25 protein-coding genes and 2 pseudogenes are annotated in these 24,450 nt (G+C 60.1%); 17 read left to right on the top strand and 10 right to left on the bottom strand.

The annotated features are described in order from the left end of the window. The first annotated feature begins 131 nt into the window (after window positions 1-131). From nifB to GVK32_RS10430, 3 genes are all read left to right on the top strand, one after another. Window positions 132-1,538, top strand: coding sequence for a nitrogenase cofactor biosynthesis protein NifB (gene nifB, locus GVK32_RS10440; protein WP_159869130.1), 1,407 nt, complete (start codon window positions 132-134; stop codon window positions 1,536-1,538). Further along, the gene (locus tag GVK32_RS10435; RefSeq protein ID WP_159869127.1) at window positions 1,538-2,041 is read left to right on the top strand and encodes a nitrogen fixation protein NifQ; all 504 of its coding nucleotides are present in this window, start codon (window positions 1,538-1,540) and stop codon (window positions 2,039-2,041) included. The genes nifB and GVK32_RS10435 overlap by 1 nt, the downstream gene beginning before the upstream one ends. Window positions 2,042-2,207: 166 nt before the next feature. Continuing rightward, entirely contained in the window at window positions 2,208-2,753 is a 546-nt protein-coding gene (locus GVK32_RS10430) for a dihydrofolate reductase family protein (protein ID WP_159869124.1), read from the top strand. A gap of 43 nt (window positions 2,754-2,796) precedes the next feature. Here GVK32_RS10430 and GVK32_RS10425 read toward each other — a convergent pair whose 3' ends face one another. Then, window positions 2,797-4,131 (bottom strand): PLP-dependent aminotransferase family protein, encoded by a 1,335-nt coding sequence (locus GVK32_RS10425; RefSeq protein WP_159869121.1) that lies wholly within the window; start codon window positions 4,129-4,131, stop codon window positions 2,797-2,799. 104 nt (window positions 4,132-4,235) lie between these two features. Here GVK32_RS10425 and GVK32_RS10420 point away from each other — a divergent pair, with 104 nt between their 5' ends. Continuing rightward, window positions 4,236-5,123, top strand: coding sequence for a DMT family transporter (locus GVK32_RS10420; protein WP_159869118.1), 888 nt, complete (start codon window positions 4,236-4,238; stop codon window positions 5,121-5,123). A gap of 51 nt (window positions 5,124-5,174) precedes the next feature. Continuing rightward, window positions 5,175-6,068 (top strand): dihydrodipicolinate synthase family protein, encoded by an 894-nt coding sequence (locus GVK32_RS10415; protein WP_159869115.1) that lies wholly within the window; start codon window positions 5,175-5,177, stop codon window positions 6,066-6,068. A 15-nt stretch (window positions 6,069-6,083) separates the two neighbouring features. On the opposite strand, the gene GVK32_RS10410 is transcribed toward GVK32_RS10415, so the two are convergent. Next, window positions 6,084-7,310 (bottom strand): MFS transporter, encoded by a 1,227-nt coding sequence (locus tag GVK32_RS10410; RefSeq protein ID WP_159869112.1) that lies wholly within the window; start codon window positions 7,308-7,310, stop codon window positions 6,084-6,086. Between the two features lie 69 nt (window positions 7,311-7,379). On the opposite strand from GVK32_RS10410, the gene GVK32_RS10405 reads away from it, so the two are divergent. Then, window positions 7,380-7,829, top strand: a complete 450-nt coding sequence (locus GVK32_RS10405; RefSeq protein ID WP_159869109.1) for a helix-turn-helix domain-containing protein — start codon at window positions 7,380-7,382, stop codon at window positions 7,827-7,829. Between the two features lie 35 nt (window positions 7,830-7,864). On the opposite strand, the gene GVK32_RS10400 is transcribed toward GVK32_RS10405, so the two are convergent. Beyond that, on the bottom strand, window positions 7,865-9,064 hold the full coding sequence (locus tag GVK32_RS10400) for an MFS transporter (RefSeq protein WP_159869106.1): 1,200 nt from the start codon (window positions 9,062-9,064) through the stop codon (window positions 7,865-7,867). Between the two features lie 109 nt (window positions 9,065-9,173). On the opposite strand from GVK32_RS10400, the gene GVK32_RS10395 reads away from it, so the two are divergent. Next, on the top strand, window positions 9,174-10,130 hold the full coding sequence (locus tag GVK32_RS10395) for an AraC family transcriptional regulator (RefSeq protein ID WP_159869103.1): 957 nt from the start codon (window positions 9,174-9,176) through the stop codon (window positions 10,128-10,130). Between the two features lie 122 nt (window positions 10,131-10,252). After that, window positions 10,253-10,678: a hypothetical protein gene (locus GVK32_RS10390; RefSeq protein ID WP_159869100.1), complete on the top strand. Its 426-nt coding sequence runs from the start codon at window positions 10,253-10,255 to the stop codon at window positions 10,676-10,678. A 6-nt stretch (window positions 10,679-10,684) separates the two neighbouring features. Here GVK32_RS10390 and GVK32_RS10385 read toward each other — a convergent pair whose 3' ends face one another. After that, entirely contained in the window at window positions 10,685-10,972 is a 288-nt protein-coding gene (locus GVK32_RS10385) for a VF530 family DNA-binding protein (protein WP_159869097.1), read from the bottom strand. Between the two features lie 289 nt (window positions 10,973-11,261). On the opposite strand from GVK32_RS10385, the gene GVK32_RS10380 reads away from it, so the two are divergent. From GVK32_RS10380 to GVK32_RS10365, 4 genes are read left to right on the top strand one after another with little or no spacing between them, the layout of a single operon-like run. Further along, window positions 11,262-12,290, top strand: coding sequence for an isopenicillin N synthase family oxygenase (locus GVK32_RS10380; RefSeq protein ID WP_159869094.1), 1,029 nt, complete (start codon window positions 11,262-11,264; stop codon window positions 12,288-12,290). Window positions 12,291-12,313: 23 nt separating this feature from the next. Beyond that, the gene (locus GVK32_RS10375) at window positions 12,314-13,120 is read left to right on the top strand and encodes a MetQ/NlpA family ABC transporter substrate-binding protein (protein ID WP_041145614.1); all 807 of its coding nucleotides are present in this window, start codon (window positions 12,314-12,316) and stop codon (window positions 13,118-13,120) included. Continuing rightward, window positions 13,117-13,908, top strand: a complete 792-nt coding sequence (locus GVK32_RS10370) for a methionine ABC transporter ATP-binding protein (RefSeq protein ID WP_159869091.1) — start codon at window positions 13,117-13,119, stop codon at window positions 13,906-13,908. Before GVK32_RS10375 ends, GVK32_RS10370 begins: the two co-directional genes overlap by 4 nt. Then, window positions 13,905-14,564 (top strand): methionine ABC transporter permease, encoded by a 660-nt coding sequence (locus GVK32_RS10365; RefSeq protein ID WP_166646187.1) that lies wholly within the window; start codon window positions 13,905-13,907, stop codon window positions 14,562-14,564. The genes GVK32_RS10370 and GVK32_RS10365 overlap by 4 nt, the downstream gene beginning before the upstream one ends. Before the next feature lie 44 nt (window positions 14,565-14,608). On the opposite strand, the gene GVK32_RS10360 is transcribed toward GVK32_RS10365, so the two are convergent. After that, entirely contained in the window at window positions 14,609-15,664 is a 1,056-nt protein-coding gene (locus GVK32_RS10360; protein ID WP_159869088.1) for a nitronate monooxygenase family protein, read from the bottom strand. Window positions 15,665-15,759: 95 nt separating this feature from the next. On the opposite strand from GVK32_RS10360, the gene GVK32_RS10355 reads away from it, so the two are divergent. Beyond that, window positions 15,760-16,602 (top strand): LysR family transcriptional regulator, encoded by an 843-nt coding sequence (locus GVK32_RS10355; protein WP_159869085.1) that lies wholly within the window; start codon window positions 15,760-15,762, stop codon window positions 16,600-16,602. Here GVK32_RS10355 and GVK32_RS10350 read toward each other — a convergent pair. From GVK32_RS10350 to GVK32_RS10340, 3 genes and pseudogenes are all read right to left on the bottom strand, one after another. Further along, the gene (locus tag GVK32_RS10350; protein WP_370461151.1) at window positions 16,599-17,780 is read right to left on the bottom strand and encodes a YbfB/YjiJ family MFS transporter; all 1,182 of its coding nucleotides are present in this window, start codon (window positions 17,778-17,780) and stop codon (window positions 16,599-16,601) included. The two genes, GVK32_RS10355 and GVK32_RS10350, sit on opposite strands and share 4 nt — an antisense overlap. 257 nt (window positions 17,781-18,037) lie before the next feature. Further along, a complete protein-coding gene (locus GVK32_RS10345; protein ID WP_159869265.1) occupies window positions 18,038-18,478 on the bottom strand; it encodes a VOC family protein in 441 nt (146 codons plus the stop codon). Between the two features lie 87 nt (window positions 18,479-18,565). Continuing rightward, window positions 18,566-19,152 (bottom strand): annotated as a pseudogene (locus GVK32_RS10340) (LysE family translocator); the annotation flags it as partial. Between the two features lie 151 nt (window positions 19,153-19,303). Between GVK32_RS10340 and GVK32_RS10335 the strand changes: the two are divergent. From GVK32_RS10335 to GVK32_RS10320, 4 genes and pseudogenes are all read left to right on the top strand, one after another. Further along, complete coding sequence (locus GVK32_RS10335) at window positions 19,304-20,542, top strand: MFS transporter (protein ID WP_159869082.1); 1,239 nt, start codon at window positions 19,304-19,306, stop codon at window positions 20,540-20,542. 181 nt (window positions 20,543-20,723) lie between these two features. After that, on the top strand, window positions 20,724-21,014 hold the full coding sequence (locus tag GVK32_RS10330) for a hypothetical protein (RefSeq protein ID WP_041145621.1): 291 nt from the start codon (window positions 20,724-20,726) through the stop codon (window positions 21,012-21,014). Between the two features lie 142 nt (window positions 21,015-21,156). Then, window positions 21,157-21,921 carry a trans-aconitate 2-methyltransferase gene (gene tam, locus GVK32_RS10325; protein ID WP_159869079.1) on the top strand — a complete coding sequence of 255 codons (765 nt, stop codon included), beginning with the start codon at window positions 21,157-21,159 and terminating at the stop codon, window positions 21,919-21,921. A gap of 163 nt (window positions 21,922-22,084) precedes the next feature. Then, window positions 22,085-22,307: pseudogene (locus GVK32_RS10320) on the top strand (EamA/RhaT family transporter); the annotation flags it as partial. A gap of 23 nt (window positions 22,308-22,330) precedes the next feature. Here the strand turns inward: GVK32_RS10320 and GVK32_RS10315 are convergent. Both GVK32_RS10315 and GVK32_RS10310 read right to left on the bottom strand, forming a co-directional pair. Beyond that, window positions 22,331-22,936, bottom strand: coding sequence for an HXXEE domain-containing protein (locus GVK32_RS10315; protein WP_159869077.1), 606 nt, complete (start codon window positions 22,934-22,936; stop codon window positions 22,331-22,333). An 18-nt stretch (window positions 22,937-22,954) separates the two neighbouring features. Beyond that, a complete protein-coding gene (locus GVK32_RS10310; protein WP_159869074.1) occupies window positions 22,955-24,448 on the bottom strand; it encodes an efflux transporter outer membrane subunit in 1,494 nt (497 codons plus the stop codon). Window positions 24,449-24,450 lie beyond the last annotated feature (2 nt).

Here is a 24,450-nt window from a genome sequence, read left to right as displayed (position 1 = left end):
TTGTCAGCAACGGGGCGGAATTGCGACAATTCATTGCCTAATATTCTCTTTAATTTTCAGTGCGTTGGTAAATCGACGTTTGGTACAGCATTTGCAGCAGGAAAGTATCGCCCAACCATGAAGGTACGACCATGACTTCCTGCTCCTCTTTCCCTGCCGGTAAAGCCTGTCACTCCGCGGACAGCGGCGCGTTAACGCCTTTCGTTACCGATAAGGCCGCTGCGCACCCCTGCTATTCGCGCAGCGGGCATCACCGCTTTGCGCGGATGCATCTGCCGGTCGCCCCCGCCTGCAATTTGCAGTGCAACTACTGTAACCGCAAGTTCGACTGCAGCAATGAATCCCGCCCCGGCGTCTCCTCAACGCTGCTGACGCCTGAACAAGCGGTGCGCAAAGTACGCCAGGTCGCCGAGGCCATCCCGCAGCTTTCAGTGGTCGGGATCGCCGGTCCCGGCGACCCGCTCGCCAATATCACCCGCACCTTCCGCACCCTCGAGCTGATACGCGACCAGCTGCCGGACCTGAAGCTGTGCCTGTCGACCAACGGCCTGATGCTGCCCGATGCGGTGGATCGTCTGCTGGATGTCGGCGTTGACCACGTCACGGTCACCATTAATACGCTGGATGCCGATGTCGCCGCGCAAATTTATGCCTGGCTCTGGCTCGACGGTGAGCGCTACAGCGGGCGCGAGGCCGGAGAGATCCTCATCGCCCGCCAGCTGGAGGGCGTGAGACGGCTGACCGCCAAAGGGGTGCTGGTGAAGATAAACTCGGTGCTGATCCCGGGGATTAACGACAGCGGCATGGCCGACGTCAGCCGTCGGCTGCAGGCCAGCGGCGCTTTTATTCACAATATTATGCCGCTGATCGCCAGACCGGAGCACGGCACGGTTTTCGGCCTTAACGGCCAGCCGGAGCCGGATGTTGAAATGCTCGCCGCCACCCGCAGCCGCTGCGGCGAAGTGATGCCGCAGATGACCCACTGCCATCAGTGCCGCGCCGACGCTATCGGTATGCTGGGGGAGGATCGCAGCCAGCAGTTTACCGAGCTGCCGGCCGCGGTAAGCCTCCCCGCCTGGCTGCCCATTCTCCATCAGCGCGCCCAGCTTCATGCCAGCATCGCCACCCGAGGAGAGTCCGAGGCCGACGACGCCTGCCTGGTTGCGGTCGCCTCAGGCCGCGGAGACGTGATTGACAGCCATTTTGGTCACGCCGGCCGCTTCTACATCTACAGCCTGTCGGCCGCCGGCATGGTGCTGGTCAATGAGCGGTTTACGCCGAAATACTGCCACGGCAGCGACGGCTGCGAGCCGCAAGATAACGACGCCAGGTTTGCGGCGATCCTTGCGCTGCTGGCGGACGTTAAAGCCGTATTCTGCGTGCGCATCGGTCATGCGCCGTGGCAAAAGCTGGAGCAGGCGGGCATTGAGCCCTGCGTCGAGGGGGCATGGCGGCCGGTTTCCGAGGTGCTCCCCGACTGGTGGCAGCAGCGTCGAGGCAGCTGGCCCGCCGCGCTGGCGCAGCAGGGGGTCGCCTGATGCCACCGCGCGACTGGCTAAACCGCCTGTGGCTGCTCTATCACGTGGGGAAAGGCAGCTTTCCCCTACGGATGGGGCTCAGCCAGAGCGACTGGCTGGCATTAGGTCAGCGTCTGGCTCAGGTCGAAACGCCGCTGGACGGCGAGGCGCTCACCCGCCGTCGTCTGATGGCGGAGCTGAACGCCACCCGCGAAGAGGAGCGCAGGCAGCTCGTTACGTGGCTGGCGGGGTGGATGCAGCAGGATGCCGGGCCGATGGCGCAGATCGTCGCCGAGGTCTCTCTGGCCTATAACCATCTCTGGCAGGATCTTGGCCTTGAGTCACGGGCCGAGCTGCGCCTGCTGATGAGCGACTGCTTTCCGCAGCTGGTGGTGATGAACGAACATAATATGCGCTGGAAAAAGTTCTTCTACCGCCAGCGCTGCCTGCTTCAGCAGGGAGAGGTCGTCTGCCGCTCGCCGAGCTGCGACGAGTGCTGTGAGCGCAGCGCCTGTTTTGAGTAACTGGCCGAACGGGCCGTCGCAAAATCGCCCCTTGAGTACCGATTTTAGCGGCTTGTCCTTGGCGGAATTTTTCCGTACTTTTAGGCCTGCGTTTTTCTCTGCGTTTATGCCCGCCTCGCCAGGGCCCTAAACTCAACTTAATCTGCAGCCTGAATACGGAGCGCTCATGGTCACCACACACGTTTTTATCGCGGTCAGCCTTGATGGCTACATCGCCCGGCAGGATGGCGATATCGGCTGGCTGCTGCAGCGCGACGATCCGACGGAAGATCACGGCTATATGGCGTTCATCGCGGACAAAGACTGGATCGTGATGGGCCGGGGAACCTATGAGAAGGTGCTGGCCTTCGACGAATGGCCCTATGACCTGCCCGTGCTGGTGCTCTCCCGCCAGCTGACCGATACCCCCGTGCCCGAGGCGCTGAAGGGTAAAGTGCAGTTCTCCCGCCGCACGCCGAAGGAGGTGCTGGACGACCTGGCGGCGCAGAACGCGCACCGCGTCTATATCGACGGCGGGCAGCTGATCCAGTCGTTCCTGCGCGAAGGGCTGGTCGCCGATATCATTATCACCACCGTTCCCGTCCTGCTCGGTTCGGGCAAGCCGCTTTTCGGATCCCTGCCCCGGGATATCGATTTGACGCTGTTATCAAACCACAGCTTCCCTTCGGGCCTGGTGCAGTCGCACTATCGGCTGACGCCAGAAGCCGCATAGATGCACGCGCGGCCTGCGCGAAGGCGTGACGGCCGTCCTGCTGCTAACGATACCGTTCTGCTTCCACCGCCTCGCGAACCTTAACCAGCGCGGGCCGCAAACTCTCCGTCGAGACCGATCCCAGCGCCAGCCGGATGGCCTGGGGGATGGTTTGCGCGGTGCAGAAAGGCTCCGCCGTCGAAACGGAAATATTGTCGTCCATCAGCGCCTTGACCACCCGATCCGCCCTCGCCTCATCCGGCAGCGGCAGCCAGGCAAAATAGGCGTCCGGATGGCTCACGCAGGGAAGATCGCCCAGTGCCTCTCTTAACACCACCTGCCGCTGGCGCGCATCGGCTCTTTTCAGCGTTTCAAAGCGCCTGACGGTGCCGTCCTGGATCCAGCCGCAGACCAGCGCCGTCAGCACGGAGGGGGTATTCCAGGTCGTGGCGCGAATCGCTCTCTCCAGCGCGGAGCGATAGCTTTCAGGGCAGATAACTACCCCGACCCGCAAGCCGGTCGCCACGTTTTTTGAAAATCCGCTGATATAGACGGTGCGCTCTGGCGCATAGCACGCCAGCGGGGGCGGCGGCCGTCGCACCAGGTAGGCGTAGGCGGTATCTTCGACGATCAGCAGATCGTGGGCGCGGGCAATCTCGGCCAGCGCCTTGCGCTGGGCGCGGCTAAGTACCCAGCCCAGCGGATTGTGCAGCGTCGGCATGACGTAGACCGCCCGGACGCGTCTTTTTTGACAGATCTGCCTGAGGGCCGCTAAATCCGGGCCATCGGCGAGGGACGGGATGGCGATAAGCTCAAGATGGTAGAGCTCGGCCAGCGCTTTGAACCCCGAATAGGTCAGCGCATCCACGGCGACGACGTCGCCGGGCCTCAGCAGCCCCATCACCGTGACGGTCAGCCCGTGCTGGGCGCCGTTGACGATCAGCAGGTTGTCCGCCGTCGGCCGAAATTCGTACCGGCAAAAGTGCCTGGCCATAATCTCGCGCTCACCGAGCCTGCCGGCGTGGGGTTGATAGCGCAGATGCGACTCGATGTCGCCGGCCGCCGAAAGCTGCCGCAGCGCGTCGCGCAGCATCTCTCCCTGCCCCGGCAGCGCCGGATAGTTAAAATTCAGGTCGAGCACGTCCGTCGCCACCGTCTGCTGATCGACGCCGTGGCCCGGGGGCAGCGACCGCTCTCTGACAAAGGTGCCGCGCCCGGTTTCGCCGCTCACCAGCCCCATCGCCTCCAGCTCGCTGTAGACCCGGGTAGCGGTCGCCAAAGAGATATGCTCCTGCGCGGAGAGATGCCGGTGCGTCGGCAGGCGGGTTCCCGGCGACATTTCGCCGTTTCGAATCGCCTCCGCAAATTTATCAACAATGCCTTTGTAGCGGGCTTTCATCAAATGTATCCATGACAATAATTTGATTGTATTAGATAGGCGAGGCTACCATCCGCTGACTCCAGGCTCAAGCCCGTAAACGTGAAAAAACAGATGAGGTTACAGTGGTGAATTCAGCGGTACATAAAGCCGACCCCGGCGTCGTTTCCGGCTGGCTCAACGGCCTGCTCGGCGTGATTATTTTCAGCGGCTCTTTGCCCGCTACGCGCGTGGCGGTGCTGGAGATGGCCCCTTTCTTTCTGACCTTTCTGCGCGCGTCTATCGCCGGAGTAGTGGCCTGCGCGCTGATTTTGTGCTTTCGCCAGCGGCGCCCCCACGCCTCGCAGCTCGTCGCGCTGGCCGTGGTATCCCTGGGGGTGGTGGTGGGTTTTCCGCTGCTGACCGCCCTCGCACTGCAGCACGTCACCGCCGCACACTCCATTGTGTTTCTCGGTCTTTTGCCGCTGACCACGGCCATTTTCGGCGTTCTGCGCGGCGGTGAACGGCCCAAAACGGCCTTCTGGATCTTTTCAGTCATCGGCAGCCTGCTGGTTGTGGGCTTCGCGCTCTCGCAAAGCGCCTCGGCGTCGCTCACCGGCGATCTGCTGATGCTGGCCGCCGTTATTATCTGTGGCCTGGGCTACGCCGAGGGCGCAAAGCTGACCCGCGCTATCGGCGGCTGGCAGGCGATCAGTTGGGCGCTGATCATCTCCCTGCCTTTCATGCTGATCGCCACCGTTATAACCCTGCCGGCAACCCTCAGCGGCATTAGCGCCCCGGCTTGGGCGGCGTTAGGGTACGTATCGCTTTTCAGTATGCTGATCGGCTTTATTTTTTGGTACAAAGGGCTGGCTATCGGCGGGATTGCCGCCGTCGGCCAGCTCCAGCTGCTGCAGCCGTTCTTTGGCCTGGCGCTGTCGGCGATCCTGCTGCATGAAACGGTCAGCCCGATAATGGTTTTCGTCACCTTAGGCGTTATTCTGTGCGTTAGCGGATCGCGAAAGTTTGCCTGATAAAACGCTGCGGTCGCCTGGGTTACTCCCATTTTTTAAAAGGAATCAACGATGTTTACAGGCCTGAGCGCATTCCCTCTCACCCCGCTGGCGGGGGCGGAGATCGACGAGAAGTCGTTTGTGTCACTGATTGAAAACCTTGTCGATGCCGGCGTGGATTCCATAGGCGCGCTGGGTTCGACCGGCAGCTACGCCTACTTGACCCGGGATCAGCGGCTCAGGGTCACCCGCCTCGCCGTCGACGCCGCGTCCGGTATTCCGGTGATGACCAGCATCAGCAGCATCAGCTCAGATGAGGTCATGAGGCTGGCGGAGGATGCGCAAAACGCCGGCGTTAGCGGCGTGCTGCTGGCGCCGCTGTCGTATCAGAAACTGAGCGCCGATGAGGCGTTTCGCCTGTATGACCGCGTCACCGCCGGGCTATCGGTCCCGCTGTGCGTCTACGACAATCCGGCAACCACCGGGTTTCACTTTTCCGACAACCTGCTGGTCGCCCTGTCGAACCTCAACCGCGTCGCTGCGATAAAACTCGGCGAACTTCCGGCAGAGTGGAGCGCCGCCTCGCAGCGCATCGCCGTCCTGAAGAGCCGGATCGCCGGACAGGTCACGCTCGGCATCAGCGGCGACGCCCGTGCCGCGGCGGGCCTGATTGCCGGCTGCGGCGTCTGGTACTCCGTACTCGGCGGACTCTTCCCCCGCTACGCTCTGCGTCTGACCCGGGCGGCTCTGCGCGGAGATGAAGACGAGGCGCTCAGGCTTAGCGCGAAACTTGAGCCGCTGTGGGCCTTCTATCACCGCCACGGAAGCCTGCGCGCGATCGCCACCGTTGTCGAGATCCTTGGCATGGCGCCGGCGCCGTGCCTGCCGTTCCCTCTGCAGACGCTGAGCGGTCAGGAACGGTTCTCCCTGGAGCAGATCCTCGGCCAGCTGCCGCGGCTGGATTGACCCGCAGCGGCAGCGTTACTTTTTCAGGCGCCAGGCGAGCACGATGCCGATAGCGGCGGTCATCATGATGCCGGCAAGCAGGAAGGTGAACCGCATGGCGCCGCCGATGGCCGACGCCGGAGCGTGAACGAGATCTTGCGTGCCGGCGGCAAACGAAAAAACGCTTCCCATTACCGCCGCACCGGCGATTAGCCCCATATTCCGCGCGAGACTGAGCAGTCCTGAGACCGTGCCCTGCTGGCCCGGTATCGCGTCGAGCAGCGCGGCGGTATTGTTGGCGGCCTGGAAAAGCTGATAGCCGGGGGTCAGAACCATAATCGACAGCACATAGCCGATAATGCCCGTCCGGTTCGGCAGCTCTGCCAGCATAAAGGCCCCAGCCGCCAGCAGAATCAGCCCCACGTAGAGCGTGCGACGGGTTCCCCAGCCGTCAACCAGGCGGCCGGCCGGCACGCCGCAAAAGATAGAGACCACCGGGCCGATGGCCATCACTAAGCCCACTTCAGCGGTGCTCAGGTCACGCGCGATGCCCAGATAGAACGGCCCGACCACCAGGGTAGCCATCATCACCGCGGCCACCAAAAGATTAACCAGCAGCCAGGGCGCCAGACGCCCGATCGGCGCCGGGCGCTGGCTTGTTCGTGACTCGGCGCGCGCGCGGCGATCGGCCGGCAGGGCGATAAACACCAGCAGCAGCGCCAGGCAGGCGATCGGCAGCTGAACCCAGAAAATACTGCGCCATTCAGCCCAGGCTATCAGCAGCCCGCCGAAGGAGGGACCGAGCGCCGTGCCCAGCGCCGAGGTGGTTCCCAGCAGCCCCATCGCCCGGCCGATGCGATCCTTCCCGGCGGCCTGTCTCATAAGGGCCATGCTTAGCGTCATCAGGAAAGCGGCTCCCGCCCCCTGCAGCGCCCGCGCCGCGGTTAAAAACCACAGGCTGGCGGCCAGGCTACAGAGCAGTGAGGCCAGGATAAAGAGGCCGAGGCCGACCATCAGCATGCTCTTCAGCCCCCATCTATCGCCAAGGCGACCGGCAACCAGCACCGAGATCGTCAGCGCCGCCAGATAGACGGTGACCACCGCCTGCACCTGCGGGAAAGGGGCGGAAAAGGCCGCGGCCAGCGTGGGCAGCGCAATGTTAGCGATGCTGGTGCCCAGCGAGGCCAGCAGCATACAGAGCGCGAGCGCCGTCGTTATTGCCGCCTGTTTGTGTGTCGGGATCGGTAATTCCACCTGTGCCATAGCCTTGCCCTCTTGCCGGAAATTCGGTTCAGGAGCATGCTACGACTTCAAGTCGAATTGAGGTCAAGCATGAAATTTCTGGATATCGGTGAAGTTTCAGCCCTGAGCGGGATCAGGCCCTCGGCGCTGCGCTACTACGAAGAGATAGGCCTGATCGCGTCAATTTCACGCCACGGGCTGCGCAGGCAGTTTCCGCACGACGTGCTTTTGCATCTGAAGCTCATCACCATGGGCAAAGCGGCGGGCTTTTCGCTCAATGAGATCGCGAGCATGTTCGGCAAGCAGGGTTCTCCCGACCTTCCGCGCGCCGGGCTGCACCAGCAGGCCGACCGCATCGACCGCCAGATCCAGCAGCTCACCGCCCTGCGCGATACGCTTCGCCACGTCGCCGACTGCCCGGCGTCTTCGCATATGGAGTGCCCGACCTTCAGGCGTCTTGTTGAGCTGGCGGGGAAAAGCGGCGCCAAGGCTGCCAGGAAAAAAGATCCGACCGGCCGATCGCTGAAGCGTGCCGGCTGACGGCGAAACGAAAAAAGCGCCCGCAGGCGCTTGCTTTACTCTCCGTTCGGCACCGGTTTTACCCGTACGCCGACCAGGACAATGATCATCGCGCTGAGCAGCAGCACCCCGCTGCCGGTAAAGACCCCGCTGGCGCCGGTGATGTCGAACACCGCCCCGCCGCCGGCCGCACCGGCGCTGATGGCCAGCTGGATGGAGGCAACCAGCAGCCCGCCGGCGCTTTCGGCCTCATCCGGCACCGTGGTGGCAAGCCAGGTTGACCAGCCCACCGGCACCAGGCCAAAGGCGAAGCCCCACATGGCTACCATCAGACCATCAAGCAGCATCAGATGGCCGAATGTCACCATCATCAGCGCCAGAATGCTCATCGCAAACGGCACGAGCGCCAGCGTCAGGCGCAGGCTGCGGGCCAGTAAATGCCCGGCAATAGAGGTCCCGACAAAGTTCGCCAACCCAAAGCCTAGCAGGATCAGTGAAACCCCTTCCACGCTCGCCTGGGCGACGGTTTCCAGAAACGGCCGCAGGTAGGTAAAGAACGCGAAATGGCCGCTGAAGATCAAAATGGTTGCCAGCATGCCGCCCAGCATCCCCGGCCGGCGCAGAACCTTAAACAGCGTCGCAAAGCTGCCTGCGCTTTCCGGACGCATGGAGGGCAGAACCCACAGCTGCCAGAACAGGGCCGCCAGGCTCGGCAGCGCGCAGATGATAAATACGTTGCGCCAGCCGATCATCCCGCCTAAATAGCTGCCCAGCGGCGCGGCCACGACGGTCGCTATCGATACGGCGGAGAAGATAATGGCCAGCGCTTTTGGCACATACGCGGCGGGAACCAGACGCATTGCGGTAGCGGTGGACATCGACCAAAACCCGCCGATCGCAACCCCCAGCAGCAGACGGCCGAGGAGTAAAAACTCAAGCGAAGGCGCAAAGGCAACCATCATGCTGGAGATAATTTGTAGCAGCGAAAAAAACATCAGCACCCAGCGGCGATCGATATTTCTGGTCGCCGGGGTAATGAGCAACCCGGTAACCAGCGCCACCAGTGCCGTGGCGGTCACCGCCTGCCCCGCCATCCCTTCACTTACGCCCAGGCTTGTCGCCATCGGCGTTAACAGACTGGCGGGAAGAAACTCTGCAACAATCAGGCCGAAAACGCCCAGCGCCAGCGCATAAACGGCCCGCCATGCGGGTTTGGCGTTTAGCTGGCTCTCATCGGCTACAATGCAGGAACTCATATACATCTCTCCAGAACAGTTAACAATCCGACACAGCTTAGAAACTTCTCTTCGGACGATCTATGATGCATACTCTGCCATTATTGATAATTCGTCCGGGATTCGCGTTATGACTCATCAGGCCCTCGATCTCACCAGTGAACTGCTGCGCGGCATGCGCCTTTCAGGCGTCAACTACCGGCGCATTGAATCCGGACGGCCGTTCGGGGTGGAGTTCAGCTATGTGCCAGGCAAGGCGCAGTTCCACTTCATCAGCCGCGGCCCGGTTGTGCTGCGCATGGCCAGCGGGCAGCAGCTGGCTCTGGAGAGCGGCGATGCGCTGTTTATTCCCAACGGCGACGGCCACGTGCTGATGTCCGACGCGCAGGCGCAAATCGTCAACGTACAGCAGCTGCCTACCGAGCCGGTGTGCAGTACGGTGTGCTGCATCAAAAACGAGGGTCCGCAGCCGGAGCAGGACAACGCCATTATTTTCAGCGGCTGTATGGACTTTGAGCTCGGCGGCATGCAGCCGCTAGTAAAAGCGATGCCGGAGGTGATGATGGTGAGCAGCCTGCTGAACACCCGGCCTGAGATCCAGCCTCTTCTGGCGGCAATGGAGCGAGAAACCCTCACCCGCCAGGCGGGCTATGCGGGTATCCTCGCGCGGCTGGCGGACGTGGTGGCGGCGCTGATCGTTCGCGGCTGGGTGGAGTGCGGCTGCGGCAATGCCACCGGCTGGGTGCAGGTGCTGCGCGACCCGAAGCTGGCGCGGGCTATCTACGTGATGCATCAGCAGCCGGGGGTTAACTGGAAGGTTGAGGATTTGGCCCGTGAGGCCGGCACCTCGCGTTCGGTGTTTGCCGAACGCTTTCTGGCGGCGACCGGCACGACGCCCGCGCGCTATCTGACCGAATTACGCATGCGTCTGGCCGTTCAGTACATTTCCCATGAAGGCCAGGCTCTGGAAAAGGTGGCCTTTAAGCTGGGCTACAGCTCCCATGCCGCATTTAGCCGCGCTTTCAAGCGTATTACCGGCAAGGCGCCAGGCGCCCTGCGCGCTATTTCACCCGGGGAAGAAATATAGGCAGAATATCCGCCTCCCGTTTATTGGCAGTGCGGCTGAATTATATTTGCTCAATTCGCCGGTTAATATCACTATGGGGCATGCGCTATTGCGTCCCGGCTAAGCAGGATAATTAACAGGAAGTGAGCAGAAAAAACAGCCACCGCCAATCGCGGAAAACGGGAAGCCGCAGGCCGCGGCAGCGCGCGGTCCGCATCGTGCATCCGGCGATGCTTTTTATTAAGCGTACGGATTTTATCGGTAAGCTGGCGTGGGGCGTTTTCCTTTTCGGCCTGCTTATTTACGACCTCTATGATGAGGTCGGCTGGCCGCTTATTGCGCTCGGCTGGCTCTCTATTTTGCTGTTCCCCTTTGCGAAACGCGGGGCCGATGACACGCTTCTTCACCTGACGTCGGAGCGCACATTTAACACGATTAACGGCGGGGGAATAGGCCAATTCGGCGCGTTGTATCTCTTCGCATTAGTGCCGCTGACGTTGCCTTTAGCCGCCGGCTATTTTATTTATCACACCGTGAAGTGGCGGCAGATGCGCAGGCAGACGCCTTAACCGCCGCTAGCGCGGTTCCTTCTTACTTTGCCAGTTTGCCCACGGGCCGTCGGTGGGTATATCCTCCCGTTCATCGGCAATATCTTCCAGGCTATCAATATAGAGTTCTTCCACTTCCTTGCGCGCCCAGGGCGTCCGGCGTAAAAACTTGAGGCTGGATTTGACGCTGGGATCGCTCTTAAAGCAGTTAATATTGATGCGCTTTGCCAGCTCCGCCCAGCCATATTTTGCCACCAGTACGTTGAGTAACGCCTCAAGCGTGACGCCGTGGAGGGGATCGTTTGAAGGCTGCATAATGTCCTGTCCTGAAATACCTGAGAAATTGCGCACACCATACTGACTCCTTCGGCCCCGCGCAACTCGCAAGGCGGGCGGCGAGCGCTATCGCCCTTATCTATTATTCGCAAAAGCACTGAACCCCCGACGGTCATAAATTAGAAAAGAAGGTTATTGGTTGATTATTTTCGCTTAAGGCAAGCTGTTTTTGACCACCTGACTGAGGAAATGATTATGCGCTGTTGTTGTCCCCGAACCCTGAATCTGGATACACGAAAATATATGCACACCGCCTTCGGAGAACACAATGAACGCAACCACGCTGCCGATTCTCGATCTTGCTCGCTACGCGGACTCCGCTGAAAAGTCGGCTTTTCTCGCCGACCTGCGCCACGCCGCGCGCGATATCGGCTTCTTTTATCTGATCAATCATGGAGTGGATGACGAACTGCAGCGCAGCGTGCAGCAGCTCTCCCGCCGCTTCTTCGCGCTGGCCGATGAGCAAAAGCAGCCGGTCGCCATGATCCACTCTCCGCACTTTCGCGGCTACAACCGCGCCGCGTCTGAGCTCACCCGTGGGCAGCCGGACTGGCGCGAGCAGTTCGATATTGGCGCCGAGCGCCCCGCTCTGACGCTGAGTGACGATGCGCCGCGCTGGCAGCGCCTGCAGGGGCCTAACCTGTGGCCGGAAGCGTTACCTGACCTGAAACCGACGCTGCTGAGCTGGCAAAGCGCGATGACGCAGGTCGGTATTACCGTGCTGCGCGCGTTTGCCGAAGCCTTGAATTTGCCCAATGACGCCTTTGATACCCTCTACGGCCAGCAGCCCAATGAGCATATCAAACTGATCCGCTACCCCGGCCAGCAGGAGACGCAAAGCACCCAGGGCGTTGGCGCCCACAAAGACTCGGGGTTCCTCAGCTTTTTACTCCAGGATGAGCAAAAAGGGCTGCAGGTTGAGGTTTCCCCCGGCTGCTGGATCGATGCGATCCCGCTGGCCGGCAGCTTTGTCGTCAATATCGGCGAACTTCTTGAGCTGGCGACCAATGGCTATCTGCGCGCTACGGTGCATCGCGTCGTGTCGCCGCCGGCGGACCAGCAGCGCCTCTCTATCGCCTTCTTCCTCGGCGCGCAGCTGGATGCCGTGGTTCCGGTCTACACCCTGCCGCCTGAGCTGGCGCAGGAGGCACCTGGACCGGACAGCGATCCGCAAAACCCGCTCTTGCGCGAGGTGGGCTGGAACTACCTGAAGGGGCGCCTGCGCTCGCATCCGGACGTTGCCGAACGCTACTACCAGGATGTGTTTCGCGAACGCGCCGAACAACCGATCGTTTAAACATAACAATAAAGGAAAACACCATGAAAAATGCCGCTTTTAAACTGGCAGGGGTAGCACTGTCTCTTTCTTTGGCATGGACGTCGGCGCAGGCCGCCGCGCTGCGCGTCGCCGCTGACCCGGTACCGCATGCCGAGATATTGAATTACATCAAGAAAATCGATCCGAGCCTCGATCTGAAAATTGTTGAGCTCACCAGCGGCGTGAACGCCAACGAGCTGCTGGCTAACGGCGACGTGGATGCCAACTATTTCCAGCACGTTCCCTACCTGAAAGACCAGGAGAAAGCGCTGGGTAAAACCTTTACCGTCGCGGCAACGGTACATATTGAACCGCTGGGTATTTATTCGCGTAAACATAAAGACTTCAAATCCCTGCCGGAGAATGCCACCGTCGCGGTGCCGAACAACACCACCAACCTGAGCCGGGCGCTGTTCCTGCTGCAGAGTCAGGGGCTGATCAAGCTGGCGGCGAAATTTACCGATCCGGCCACCACTCTGGCAACGCCAAAGGATATTGTGGAGAACCCTAAGCATCTCAAAATTCTTGAGATTGAATCACCGCAAATCCCCCGCTCGCTCGACGACGTCGACCTGGCGGTGATTAACGGCAACTATGCGCTGGAAGCGGGCCTGACGCCGGCAAAAGATGCGCTGGGTCTGGAAAGCGCGGCGCATAACCCCTACGCCAATATCCTCGTCACCAATCCGTCCCTGGCCAACGATCCGCGGATCAAGCAGCTGGCGAAGGATCTGACGTCGCCGCAGGTGGCGGAATTTATCCGCAAACAGTACAACGGCTCGGTGATACCGGTCGCGCCGCAGTCATGATTGAGGTGCTGGGGCTGAGTAAAACTTATGCCGGAACGGGCCGACCGGCGCTCAACGATGTCTCGCTGCACGTCCCTAAGGGCGCCGTTTACGGCATCCTCGGGCGCAGCGGCGCGGGCAAAAGTACGCTGATACGCTGTCTGAATCTGCTGGAGCGGCCCACTGCGGGCCGCATTATTGTGAACGGGCATGATATTACGCAGATGGACAAATCGTCCCTGCGCGCCTATCGCCTGCGAACCGGCATGATCTTCCAGCATTTTAATCTGCTCCATGCGCGCAGCGTCGCCGACAACATTGCGGTGCCGCTGGAAATCGCCGGCATGGCGAAGGCCGACCGCCGGTCCCGGGTGGAAGAACTGCTCGATTTGGTGGGGCTCAGCGATAAGGCCGAGGCCTTTCCCTCCCAGCTTTCGGGTGGGCAGAAACAGCGCGTGGGGATTGCCCGCGCGCTGGCCGCGAGGCCCGACGTGCTGCTGTGCGATGAAGCGACCAGCGCGCTGGACCCCGAAACTACCGCTTCGGTGCTGGCGCTGCTGGCGGATATCAATCAGCGCCTGCATCTGACCATCGTGCTGATCACCCACGAACTTGAAGTGGTTAAAACCCTGTGCGATCACGCCGCGCTGCTGGAAAAAGGAGAAATTGTTGAAAGCGGTAAAATTGCCGATCTGCTGGTGGCGCCGTGGTCAAAACTGCGTCAGTCGCTGCTGCACGATCCGCAAACGGAGCGTGATTTTCTGGCGCGTCACGGCTTTCACGGGAGGCCTTTATGCGGAGTAGCATGAGCTGGGAAGACCTCTGGCCACTGCTGGTGGGCGGCACGTTGGATACCCTTTATATGGTCGGGCTGGCGGCATTTTTTACCGTCCTGCTCGGGCTACCGACCGGGATTATCCTGTTTATCTCGCGCAAAAACGGCCTGCTGCCGATGCCAAAACTCAACGCGCTGCTGGGGGCGGCGATCAATTTCGGCCGTTCGCTGCCGTTTATTGTGCTGCTGATTGCGCTGATCCCGTTTACCCGACTGATTATCGGCACCACCCTGGGAAGCACCGCCGCGGTGGTTCCGGTGACTATCGGCGCCTTTCCCTTCTTCGCCCGGCTGACGGAAAACGCGCTGGACGAGGTGGACTACGGGCGGATTGAGGCGATTTTATCGATGGGCGGCAACATCTGGCACGTGATTTTTAAATCCCTGCTGCCGGAAGCGCTGCCGACCCTGCTGGCCGGAGTAACGCTGACGATCGTTATGCTGATTGGCTTTTCGTCGATGGCCGGAGTGATTGGCGGCGGCGGACTGGGCGACCTGGCGATCCGCTACGGCTATCAGCGCTTTAATAACGAGGTGATGGTAGGCACGGTATTGATCCTGGTGGCGATGGTCCAGGGCGTACAGATGACCGGAGACCGTCTGGTTCGCCGCCTGGCGCACCGCCGTTAGACTCAGCAAGGGCGATGATCCCCCATCGCCCTTTTTCCCCGCCGCTAGCGGAAGCCGCACTCGTGAATTAAGGTCTGCATCAGCTCCGTCGCCGACAGCTCGCGGATCAGACCAACCCCCTGTCCTGCCCAATGGGCGCCGTAGCCCTCATCGCCCTGGGCCTTAGCCGCGGTCGCCAGTGCTTTACCGACATCATAGGCCAGCGGATAAGCCGGGATCTCTGAGGCATCAGCCTGTTGCGCCAGCGCGCTCCAGGCATTATGCACGCAGCGCGCCGGACGGCCGGAGATGGCCGCGGTCAGCACCGTTTGCTGGTCAGGACTGTTTTTAATCGCCCGCCGATAGCCGTTATCCGCTGCCGATTCCGGGCACAGCAGAAATGCGGTCCCCAGCTGCGCGCCCTCGGCGCCGAGGCTTATGGCGCTGCAAATTCCCGCGCCGTCCATAATGCCGCCGGCGGCAATAATTGGCAGGCCCACCGTCCGCTTCAGCCTTTGGACCAGCGTAAAGGTGCTCAGCTGCTGGTCGTCGCCGCGCGGGTCAAAGATCCCGCGATGGCCGCCCGCTTCGTAGCCCTGAGCTATAACGATATCCACTCCCTGCGCCTCTATCTGCCGGGCCTCCTGAACGCTGGTGGCGCTGGCCATAGTGACAATGCCTCTCTCCTTCAGACGCAGAATGACGCTGCGTGGCGGAATACCGAAGTGAAAACTGACCACCGGCGGCGCCAGTTCGAGCAGCAGCTCAAGCATCGGCTGGTGCCCGAGGAAAGTTTGATAAATCTCCCTCAGCGCCTGCGGCGGCTGGCTTCCCGCTTGGGCAAACGCCGGGCGTAGCCGCTCAATCCACTGCGCTTCGACCTGCGGATCTCTGCGTGCCGGAAGGTGGCAAAAAAGGTTAACGTTAAACGGTCGGGCGGTGAGCTGGCGCGTTTTGCCGATCAGCGCCCGCGCCTGAGACACCGAGGAAGCGCCTAATCCCAACGAACCCAGGCCGCCGGCATTGCTAACCGCCGCCGCCAGTTCAGGCGTGGACACGCCGGCCATCGGGGCCTGTATAATGGGATAGACAATATCAAGCTGCTGCGTCAGGCGGTTCATGATGATTGATCCTGCGTAAATTTGTGATATCCGGTGCTTAACATCTCTTTTTGAGATGTTAAGATCAATATTATTTCCATATTTAGAAGAAAAACATGGACCACAGCACGCTGGAAATCTTTAAAATTGTGGCGCAGGAGCAAAGCGTCACCCGGGCGGCAAAAAGGCTGGGCCGCGCGCAATCGAACATCACCACGCGCATTCAGCAGCTTGAGGAAGAGCTCAGCGTTGAGCTGTTCGTTCGCGGCAATAAAAAAATGGTGCTCTCCGCCGCCGGGGAGCGCTTTCTTGACTACACGCTGCGGATCCTGAGCCTGGCCGAAGAGGCGAAACAGGCGCTGCATCCGACGCAGCCCGCCGGAAGCCTGCGGATGGGGGCAATGGAGGCCGCCGCCGCCAGCCGCTTAACCTCGATTCTGCCGTGCTTTCACCAGCAGTGCCCGGCGGTCGCCCTGACCTTACAAACCATGCCTACCCAGCAGCTGGTCGAACGCGTGCTTAGCGCCGCGCTCGACTGCGCGCTGGTGAGCCTGCCGCTGAACGCCAGCGGCCAGCCGGAGTGTCCCGAGGCGCTGGAATACCTGCCGATCTTCGCCGAGGAGCTGATGTTGATAAGCCCCGCGGGACGGGAGGAGTTCAGGCTGGCGGCGTTTGCGCAGGGCTGCAGCTATCGCAAGCGGGCGGAATCATTTTTGTCCGCAATGAAAAACGTTGAAATACAGGAGATCGGTTCGTATCACGCGGTCATTGCCTGCATTGCCTCCGGCGGATATGCCGGGATCGTCCCGCAGAGCGTGCTGGCGCTAATGACGTTACCGGAAGGCTGCGATTCGCAGCCGGTCGGCACGGCGATAACCCAGCTTATCTGGCGCCAGGGCTACGTTTCGCCGGCGCTGGATGCCATGCGCCAGCAGCTGCTGCTGGCGGCCGATAGTTAACTCCCCCGCTGTTGCCCGGCGGGTTTGCCGATCGTCACCAGTGCGGCGGCCACAAACAGCGCCCCGCCCGCGGCGCCGAGGGCGGCATTAAAAGATCCGCTCAGACCGTACAGAACGCCGGCCGCCAGCGGGCCAATAATCTGGCCGATGCCGTAAGTAGCGGTCATGGCGGCGATCATGTTGAATGTCACCAGATGATTCAGCCGCCGCCCTTCAGGAAGGGCAAGGGTAACGGTGCCCATAAAGGTGAAGCCAACCAGCAGGGCGCTCAGCATGCAAAACGCTAACGAGTGGCTCCAGGCGGGCAGGATCACGCCTGTCGCCTGCACCATCAGGTTAATGGTAAACGCTCGCCGGTAGCCGAGCTTGAGCGCCAGCTTGTGCCAGACAAAACAGGACGGTACCGCCGCCAGGCCAAACAGCGCCCAGAGCTGCACCGGGTCGATGCCGGTGAGCGAGCCGGAGAGAAACAGCGGCAAATAGGTGGCGGTGATGATATAGCCGAATCCGGCTAAGCCGTAGATAATCAATAACTTCCATGCATCCCCGCGCTGGCCTTCTGCGCCTGCTGCCTGAGCCGATACCGTCGGTTTCCAGTCCACGAGGTAGTCCGACGGGCTGAGCAGCAGGCGCAGAACCAGCGCAAATAAAAGTGCGGCGCTGGCGGCGCAGATCAGCCAGATCTGCTGGCTGGTAAAGGCGTGGCTTTTGGCGAGCGAAATAAACTCCGCCGAGAGAAAAATGCCCATTCCGACGCCCGAATAGAGGATCGGCGCGCCGTTATGATGCTTCATATGCTGCAGCAGCCACAGCGAGGCGGCGATCAGGGTCACCGCACTCAGCACGCCGGCAACGCCCCTGACCGCAATAATTGCCAGTGGCGACCGTAGCCAGCCTATCGCCGCCAAACACAGCAGGGTTAAGAGTACCGACGCGAGGTTTAACCACTTCGCATCGCCCGGCCTGGCCTTCGCCAGCATCAGCGCCCCCAGCAGATACCCCGCGTAGTTCGCCGACGCCGCGAGATTGCCTTCACGCAGGGTTAAAATATGCTCATCCAGCATCAGCGGCAGGATCCCGGTAAAGGCAAAGCGCCCGTACCCCATCCCGACGATCAGCACCACCGAACCGGCCAGCGCCAGCAGGAAAGCCTTCAGTTCTGGCCTGTATTCAGTCACGTTGCGTACTCCTTTCAACAATAATTCTCAAAAAGAGAATTATAAACAATTAAAAATCTCATATTAGTATGATTATAAATCGACGGACAGGCAAGCGGCGTTGGATCAGCGCCGCGGATCGTCAGAACTGGAAACTAGAAGAAAACGCCGGGGAATGCTTCGTCGGTCAACGAAATATGCAGGATATTAAGCGGGAAACGCCCCGCCTCCGCTGCCGGCGCAAGCCGTCGCGCAGCAGAGGCGGGAACGGATAGCATCTACTCGCCGCGCAGCCACGGCGTGATGGTGATGCCGGTCAGCAGCCCTTCCGGACTCAGCAGACGCGTCACCGTCTGCCCCCACGGCTCCAAGCGGTTGGCGATAAGCAGGCGGTAACCCTTCGCCAGCAGGTCGTCGCTGGCCGCCTGAATATCGCGCACCTCAAACTCGATCCACGCCTGGGGCTGCGGGAGATCCGCCGGCCAGCGGTCAACGCCAAAACATGATTGCGCCGCCTGCTCCAGCGGCCATAGCGCAAAGTGCTTCACCCCGGCCAGCGCGTCCTGCTCCGTGAGCAGGTAGTCGGGGTTACCCTCCATCGCCTTCAAAGGCAAACCCAGCGCCTCGGCATAAAACGATCGGCTGCTTTCGGCGCTGCGGGTAATGGGCCCAAACCCGGCGACGAACAACACCTCAATTCCGGCTAAATCGGCTGTCATACTCCCTCCTGGACGTTGATATACGAGATGAGATATATACCGCGAATTGGCCCCGCTGCCCAGGCAATCAGGCCAGCAAATGGCCTGGCGGCTGCTGAGCGCCAGCCGCGCGGCGAAGAGCATAAACACGCCGCCCGTCACCCGGTCCATCCACTGGATAAATCCCGGCGCCTTCAGCAGGCCCGACGCAAAGCGGGTAGCCATAATCAGGGTTAAGGACCACAGGGTGCCCAGCAGCACGTGGATGCCGACCAGCAGGAAGGTCCAGACCTCCGGAGAGTGGCCGCTCGGGATAAACTGCGGCAGGAACGAGACGTAAAAGATGCCTATTTTTGGGTTCAGCACGTTGCCGAACATCCCCCTTAAGAACCAGTTACCGGCAGCGGGCGCGGCCGGAGGATCAGCTGCAGGCCCAGCCAGCACAGCCAGGCGGCGCCGCACCATTTTAACAGGCTGTAGGCCAGCTCCGATGTCGCCAGCAGTGCGCCTAAGCCCAGGGCGACCAGCGCCCCCCAGATCAGGCATCCCGCGTCGATACCCAGCGCGGCCTGAAAGGCTTTTTTACCGCCTTCCGCGGCGGAGGTTCGTAGAATGAGGGCGGTATCGAGACCCGGGGTTAATGTCAGGAGCAGCGCAGAAAATGAAAAGGCAAGAAGGGAATCGGTGACGGACATTTTCTTTCTCCGAAAGAGCGGATTCTAGAGAAATTTGGCGGCAGAGGCATAAATTTCATCAGTGAAACGTGCGGAAAACACATCCTGGGCTCGTGCTGGCCGCAGGGTCTGCGCTATGCTAATCCCCCTTTTGTTTTAAATACCTGACGTTATGACTTCTTCGGCTACTCAGACTCAGCTCAACCTGCGCATTATTTCGATCGTGGTTTTTACCTGCATTTGCTATCTGTCGATCGGCCTGCCGCTCGCCGTTTTACCCGGCTACATTCACTATCAGCTCGGCTATAGCACCTTTATTGCCGGCGTAGTCATCAGTCTGCAGTACATCGCCACCCTGCTCAGCCGGCCGCACGCCGGGCGCTACGCCGATATCTGGGGACCGAAAAAAGTCGTCAGTCTCGGTATCGTCTGCTGCCTGCTGAGCGGGGTCTTTACGCTGGCTGCGGTACTGCTGCAATCCGTTCCGCTGCTGGCGGTAGCCGCGCTGCTGGTTGGCCGAATCTTCCTCGGCGTGGGCGAGAGCTTTACCGCCACCGGGGCGACGCTGTGGGGAATTAAAACCGTCGGCGCGATCCATACCTCCAGGGTTATCTCCTGGAACGGGGTCGCCACCTACGTGGCGATGGCGGTTGGCGCCCCGCTGGGGGTGCTGCTCAACGGCTATTTTGGCATTAGCGGTTTTGCCGTGGTGGTGGTGGCGGTGGCCTTTATCGGGCTGCTTTTTGCCCGCACGCGCCAGGACGTCAGCGTTAGCGGCGGGGTTCGCGCCCCCTTTCACGTGGTGGTGCGCAAAATTTGGCCCTACGGCCTGGGGCTGGCGCTGGGGACGGTAGGCTTCGGGGTAATAGCCACCTTCATTACCCTCTACTTCTCCGCCCACGACTGGCAGGGCGCGGCGTTTACGCTGTCGCTGTTCAGCGTCGGTTTCATCTGCATTCGTCTGGTGCTCGGCAACACCATCACCCGCTACGGCGGCGTGCCGGTGTCGCTGGCCTGCTTTGTTATCGAATGCATCGGCCTGCTGATTATCTGGCAGGCCTCGTCTGCGTGGGTGGCCGGGATCGGCGCCTTCCTGACCGGCTCCGGTTTCTCGCTGGTCTTCCCGGCGCTAGGCGTCGAGGCGGTGAAACAGGTTGAGGAGCAGAACCAGGGCACCGCGCTGGGCACCTACTCGGCGTTCCTCGATCTGGCTCTCGGCCTGACCGGCCCCGTTGCCGGCTGGGTTGCCGGGTATTACAGCCTGGGAACTATTTATCTGCTGGCGGCGGCGGTTGTGGTGATGGCATTTATCTTGATATTCCGCGTATACCTGCAACAACGCGCCGCTTTGCGGCGGGCCAGAGGAATTGTATTCGGCGGACCGCCCCCGCTGAAAAAGGTAAAAAAGTAATCAAGAATTGACTGTTATTCGGCATCCGTGACACCATCCGCTCAACGCCCGGCAACGGGCGTACTGGAGAAACGGGTGAGATATCAGAGATCGAATAATAAACGATCCGTGCCCGTTATCATGCCCAATCCGAATCACTGACCTCGACGGTGAATTCCTGAGTCTGGCGGGAAATACATACATGCATCAAAGTTTTAATCAGCGGGTTCATTTCTATTACTGCATATTAATCGCGCTGAAAATACACGGAAAATCTAAGAAAGCGGGCGGGATCAGAGGGAAAAATAACTTCCTGCTGAAATGGCTGCGTAAAGCGCAGGACAACAATATTTTCCACCCGGATATTACCAGCGAGATTGAGTGGCTGCGGGGGAAAATAATCCAGGCCGGATACGATACCGATCTTGAGCCGATGCTGGATTTTGTCTATGCCACCGCTAAACGCGCGGAGTCGCTAAAGGACGCCGATTAAGCCGGCGGACGGGCGCAGGGCATTTACCCGCCGCCGCTTTACGTGACGCTGTCACGTAAAGAATAAAAATGGGTAAAGTTATTTTACCCGCAGTCAATGCCATCTATGCTGATGACCGAGTTTATCTAACCCGGAGTCATTGATGGCAGACTGGAATCCCTCGTTATATCTACAGTTCGGCGCCGAGCGTACCCGCCCCGCCGCCGAACTGCTCGCCCGTGTCGCCCACCATCCCGTTACCCTCGCCGTTGACCTTGGCTGCGGGCCGGGGAACAGTACCGCGCTGCTGCATCATGCCTGGCCCACGGCGACGGTGATCGGCGTGGATAATTCGCCGGCGATGCTGGAAGAGGCCTCCCGGGCGCTGCCGGCGTGCCGCTTCGTCACCGCAGATATCCGCGAGTACCGGCCCGAGCGTGCGGCGGATGTGATTTACGCCAACGCCTCCCTGCAGTGGCTTACCGACCACCAGACGCTGTTCCCGCAGCTCGTTGCGCAGCTGGCGGATAATGGTATTCTGGCGGTGCAGATGCCGGATAACTGGCAGGAGCCGTCGCATACTCTGATGCGTCAGGTCGCCCAGGAGCTTGGGCATCCGGAGAGCGGACGCCACCCGCTTCCCACCGCCCGACAGTATTACGACATCCTGACGGCCAGCGGCTGCGAGGTCGATATCTGGCGCACCACCTATTACCATCAGCTCGATTCTCATCAGGCGATTATTGACTGGCTACAATCGACGGGGCTGCGTCCCTACCTGCAGCGCCTCGACGACAGTCAGCGCGACGCCTTTCTCAGCCGCTATCTGACGCTTCTGCAGGAGCACTATCCGTTACAGTGTAACGGGAAGGTACTCCTGCTGTTCCCTCGCCTGTTTATCGTCGCCCGACGCCGGGCCGCTGGCTGATAGCGCCTGCCGGGCGCGCAGAATGGCGCCCGGCCTGCACCGCCAATCGTCCCGGTTCAGGATTAATTATCAAAAATGTGGCGATATTAAGAAGCATTGCCCTGTGCCACTCTCTGTTCATCCTCTTATGACAACCGGAGATATGAACGATGGCATCACCTAAAAGCGTTTGAAAGAAGTGCCACCGCACCTGATCGTGCTGATTCAGCTCACCCTGGGCGTCGTGCTGCTGGTGCCGTTCGCCGGCTGGGCCCAACTGCCGTCAACGGCCAACGGCTGGTTGCTGCTGGCGACTCTGGGCCTGGTGCACACCGGGCTGATGTCTTCGCTGCTGTCAGCGCAATCCAGAAAATCCCCCCCTGGTAGGCGCATTGTCTTTCATCTATCTTATTTTTCTTTAAAAATGCAGTCATTTTGCGAATAAGCGACGTCTGACATTCTTCAAAAACTCACTGTACTTCATCCCGCTTGCAGAGATGACGAGTCGCTGGGCTATCAATAACCCGACTAACATGTATAGAAAGGCCATCAGCCAGGTGGAGAAATGCGTCTCCATATGGGTTGCTATATAGTGCAGCGTGTACAGCGAAAGCGGCATCAGCACCACAACGGCGGTGACCAGTCCCGGGGAATAATAGCGCGTTGATGACATGCGTATTGCCAGCAAATGCGCAACGGGTTCCAGCAGGCCAAGCAACATCGGTGCGATTGCCAGGAACAATACATGCGGGAAAAATAGCGGTACGAAAACGATAAACACCACATAGCAGGATGTGATGATTTGCCCGAAATGGATGTCGTCAGCTTTAAAATTCAGCTTCTCAGCAATCATTTCGGTAAAACCACCCGGGAACCGGCCTTCTTCCCACAAATGTAGGGTAATACCAAAGACAAATAACCCCAGCATTCGCTGTGTAACGGGCATGGCCTGCCAGCTTGCCAGCGTATAAATCAGAACGCAGGTCGCCACCAGACTGAATAACGCCAGATTATGCTTCATCAAAAATTGTTTCATCGTAACCTCTTTCATTTTCTAGCGCGGGTAATTGCCCACTGCGCGGTTCACAGCGGCCCATGCGGTTTTCACATCCCGCTGACTCATTGCCAGCGACTGCCGCGCCTGGATGTAGCTTCGCTGGCTGTCGAGCACGTTGATAAAGCTGGTCAGCCCACCGTCATAACGTGCCTGTATAAGAGATTGCGCCTCTCCTGCACTCTTCTCACGCTGTTGCTGCTCAACCAGTTTTTGTTGCGCAGCAGCGTAACGGCTGAGCGCATCATCAATTTCCTGCCAGGCTTTCAGCACGGTTTTGTGGAAATCTACAGCGGCCTGCTGTTGATCGGTTTCACGTAATACCACCGTCGCCTTACGTCTTCCACCGTCAAATAAAGGCAGGTTCAGGCTCGGACCCACTGACCAGGTACGGCTCCCCCATTCGGCAAAGTTACTTTCACTGTAGGAGTCAAAACCAATTCGGGCACCCAGCGTAATACTCGGGTAGAGCTCCGCCTGTGCGACACCAATCCTGGCGGTAGCGGCGTGCAGATGTGCTTCAGCGGCGCGGATATCCGGACGCGTCAGCGCCACTTCGGACGGTATACCCAGACTCAGGGGTGGCAACGTTGCCTGATTAGCATCGGGTTTATAAGCCAGCTGCTGTTGTAATGCGCCTGGGTGCTCGCCCAGCAGTAATAACAGCTGATTCATCGCGATACCTTCCTGCTGTTGCAGATCGATGAGGTTTGCCCGGGTGGCCGACAGCTCACTCTGCTGGCGTTCAACATCGGTGTAGTCCAGTTCACCCCCTTCAGTACGCGCCCGGATCAGCGAAAGGCGCTCATTCATCGCCTGCACATCTTCTTTTGCCAGTACGATTTGCTGCTGGATACCCCGCAGAGTGTAGTAATTATTCACCACGTCACCGACGATGCTGAGCCTCGCAAGCTCCAGCATCGCCCCCTGAGCAGAGAGATCGGCATCAGAGGCTTCAACAGCACGTCTGACATGCCCCCACAAGTCTATCTCCCAGGAGAAATCCAGCCCGGCCTGATACCAGTTATAGGGTTCGGACATTAAATCAATCAGCTCATCCGGCTGCGGCAATACTTCTTTCAGTGCGCGCGTGGATGGGCTGTTTTCGCTGAGCTGTTCGCGGGTGACTTTCCCGGTAGCGTTAATGTCCGGAGTCTGCGATGAAGCCGTAATGCGATATTGCGCTCGAGCACCCGAAAAACGTAATGCAGCGGTTTTGATATCGGGACTGGCTGACAGTGCCCGGTTAACCAGACTGTCAAGAACGGGATCTTTGTAGCGTTTCCACCACTGACTGTCCGCCATCACCCCGGCGCCTTTCACCGTGTGCAATGATGCATCCCCGCTGCGCCAGGTAGCCCAGTCAGCAGGCGCATCCGATTTTTGCTTCTGAAAATCGGGGCCTACCGTACAACCACACAATGCAGCGGCAACCATTAACGTCACCAGAACAGGTCCTTTATTGTTTGATATAGGGGAAAAACGGTGTTTCATCG

Origin of the sequence: Klebsiella sp. 18074 (assembly GCF_902705905.1) — a bacterium.
In the GTDB taxonomy this organism is placed as follows: Bacteria; Pseudomonadota; Gammaproteobacteria; order Enterobacterales; family Enterobacteriaceae; genus Klebsiella; species Klebsiella terrigena.
This window is presented reverse-complemented; position numbering and strand designations above follow the sequence as displayed.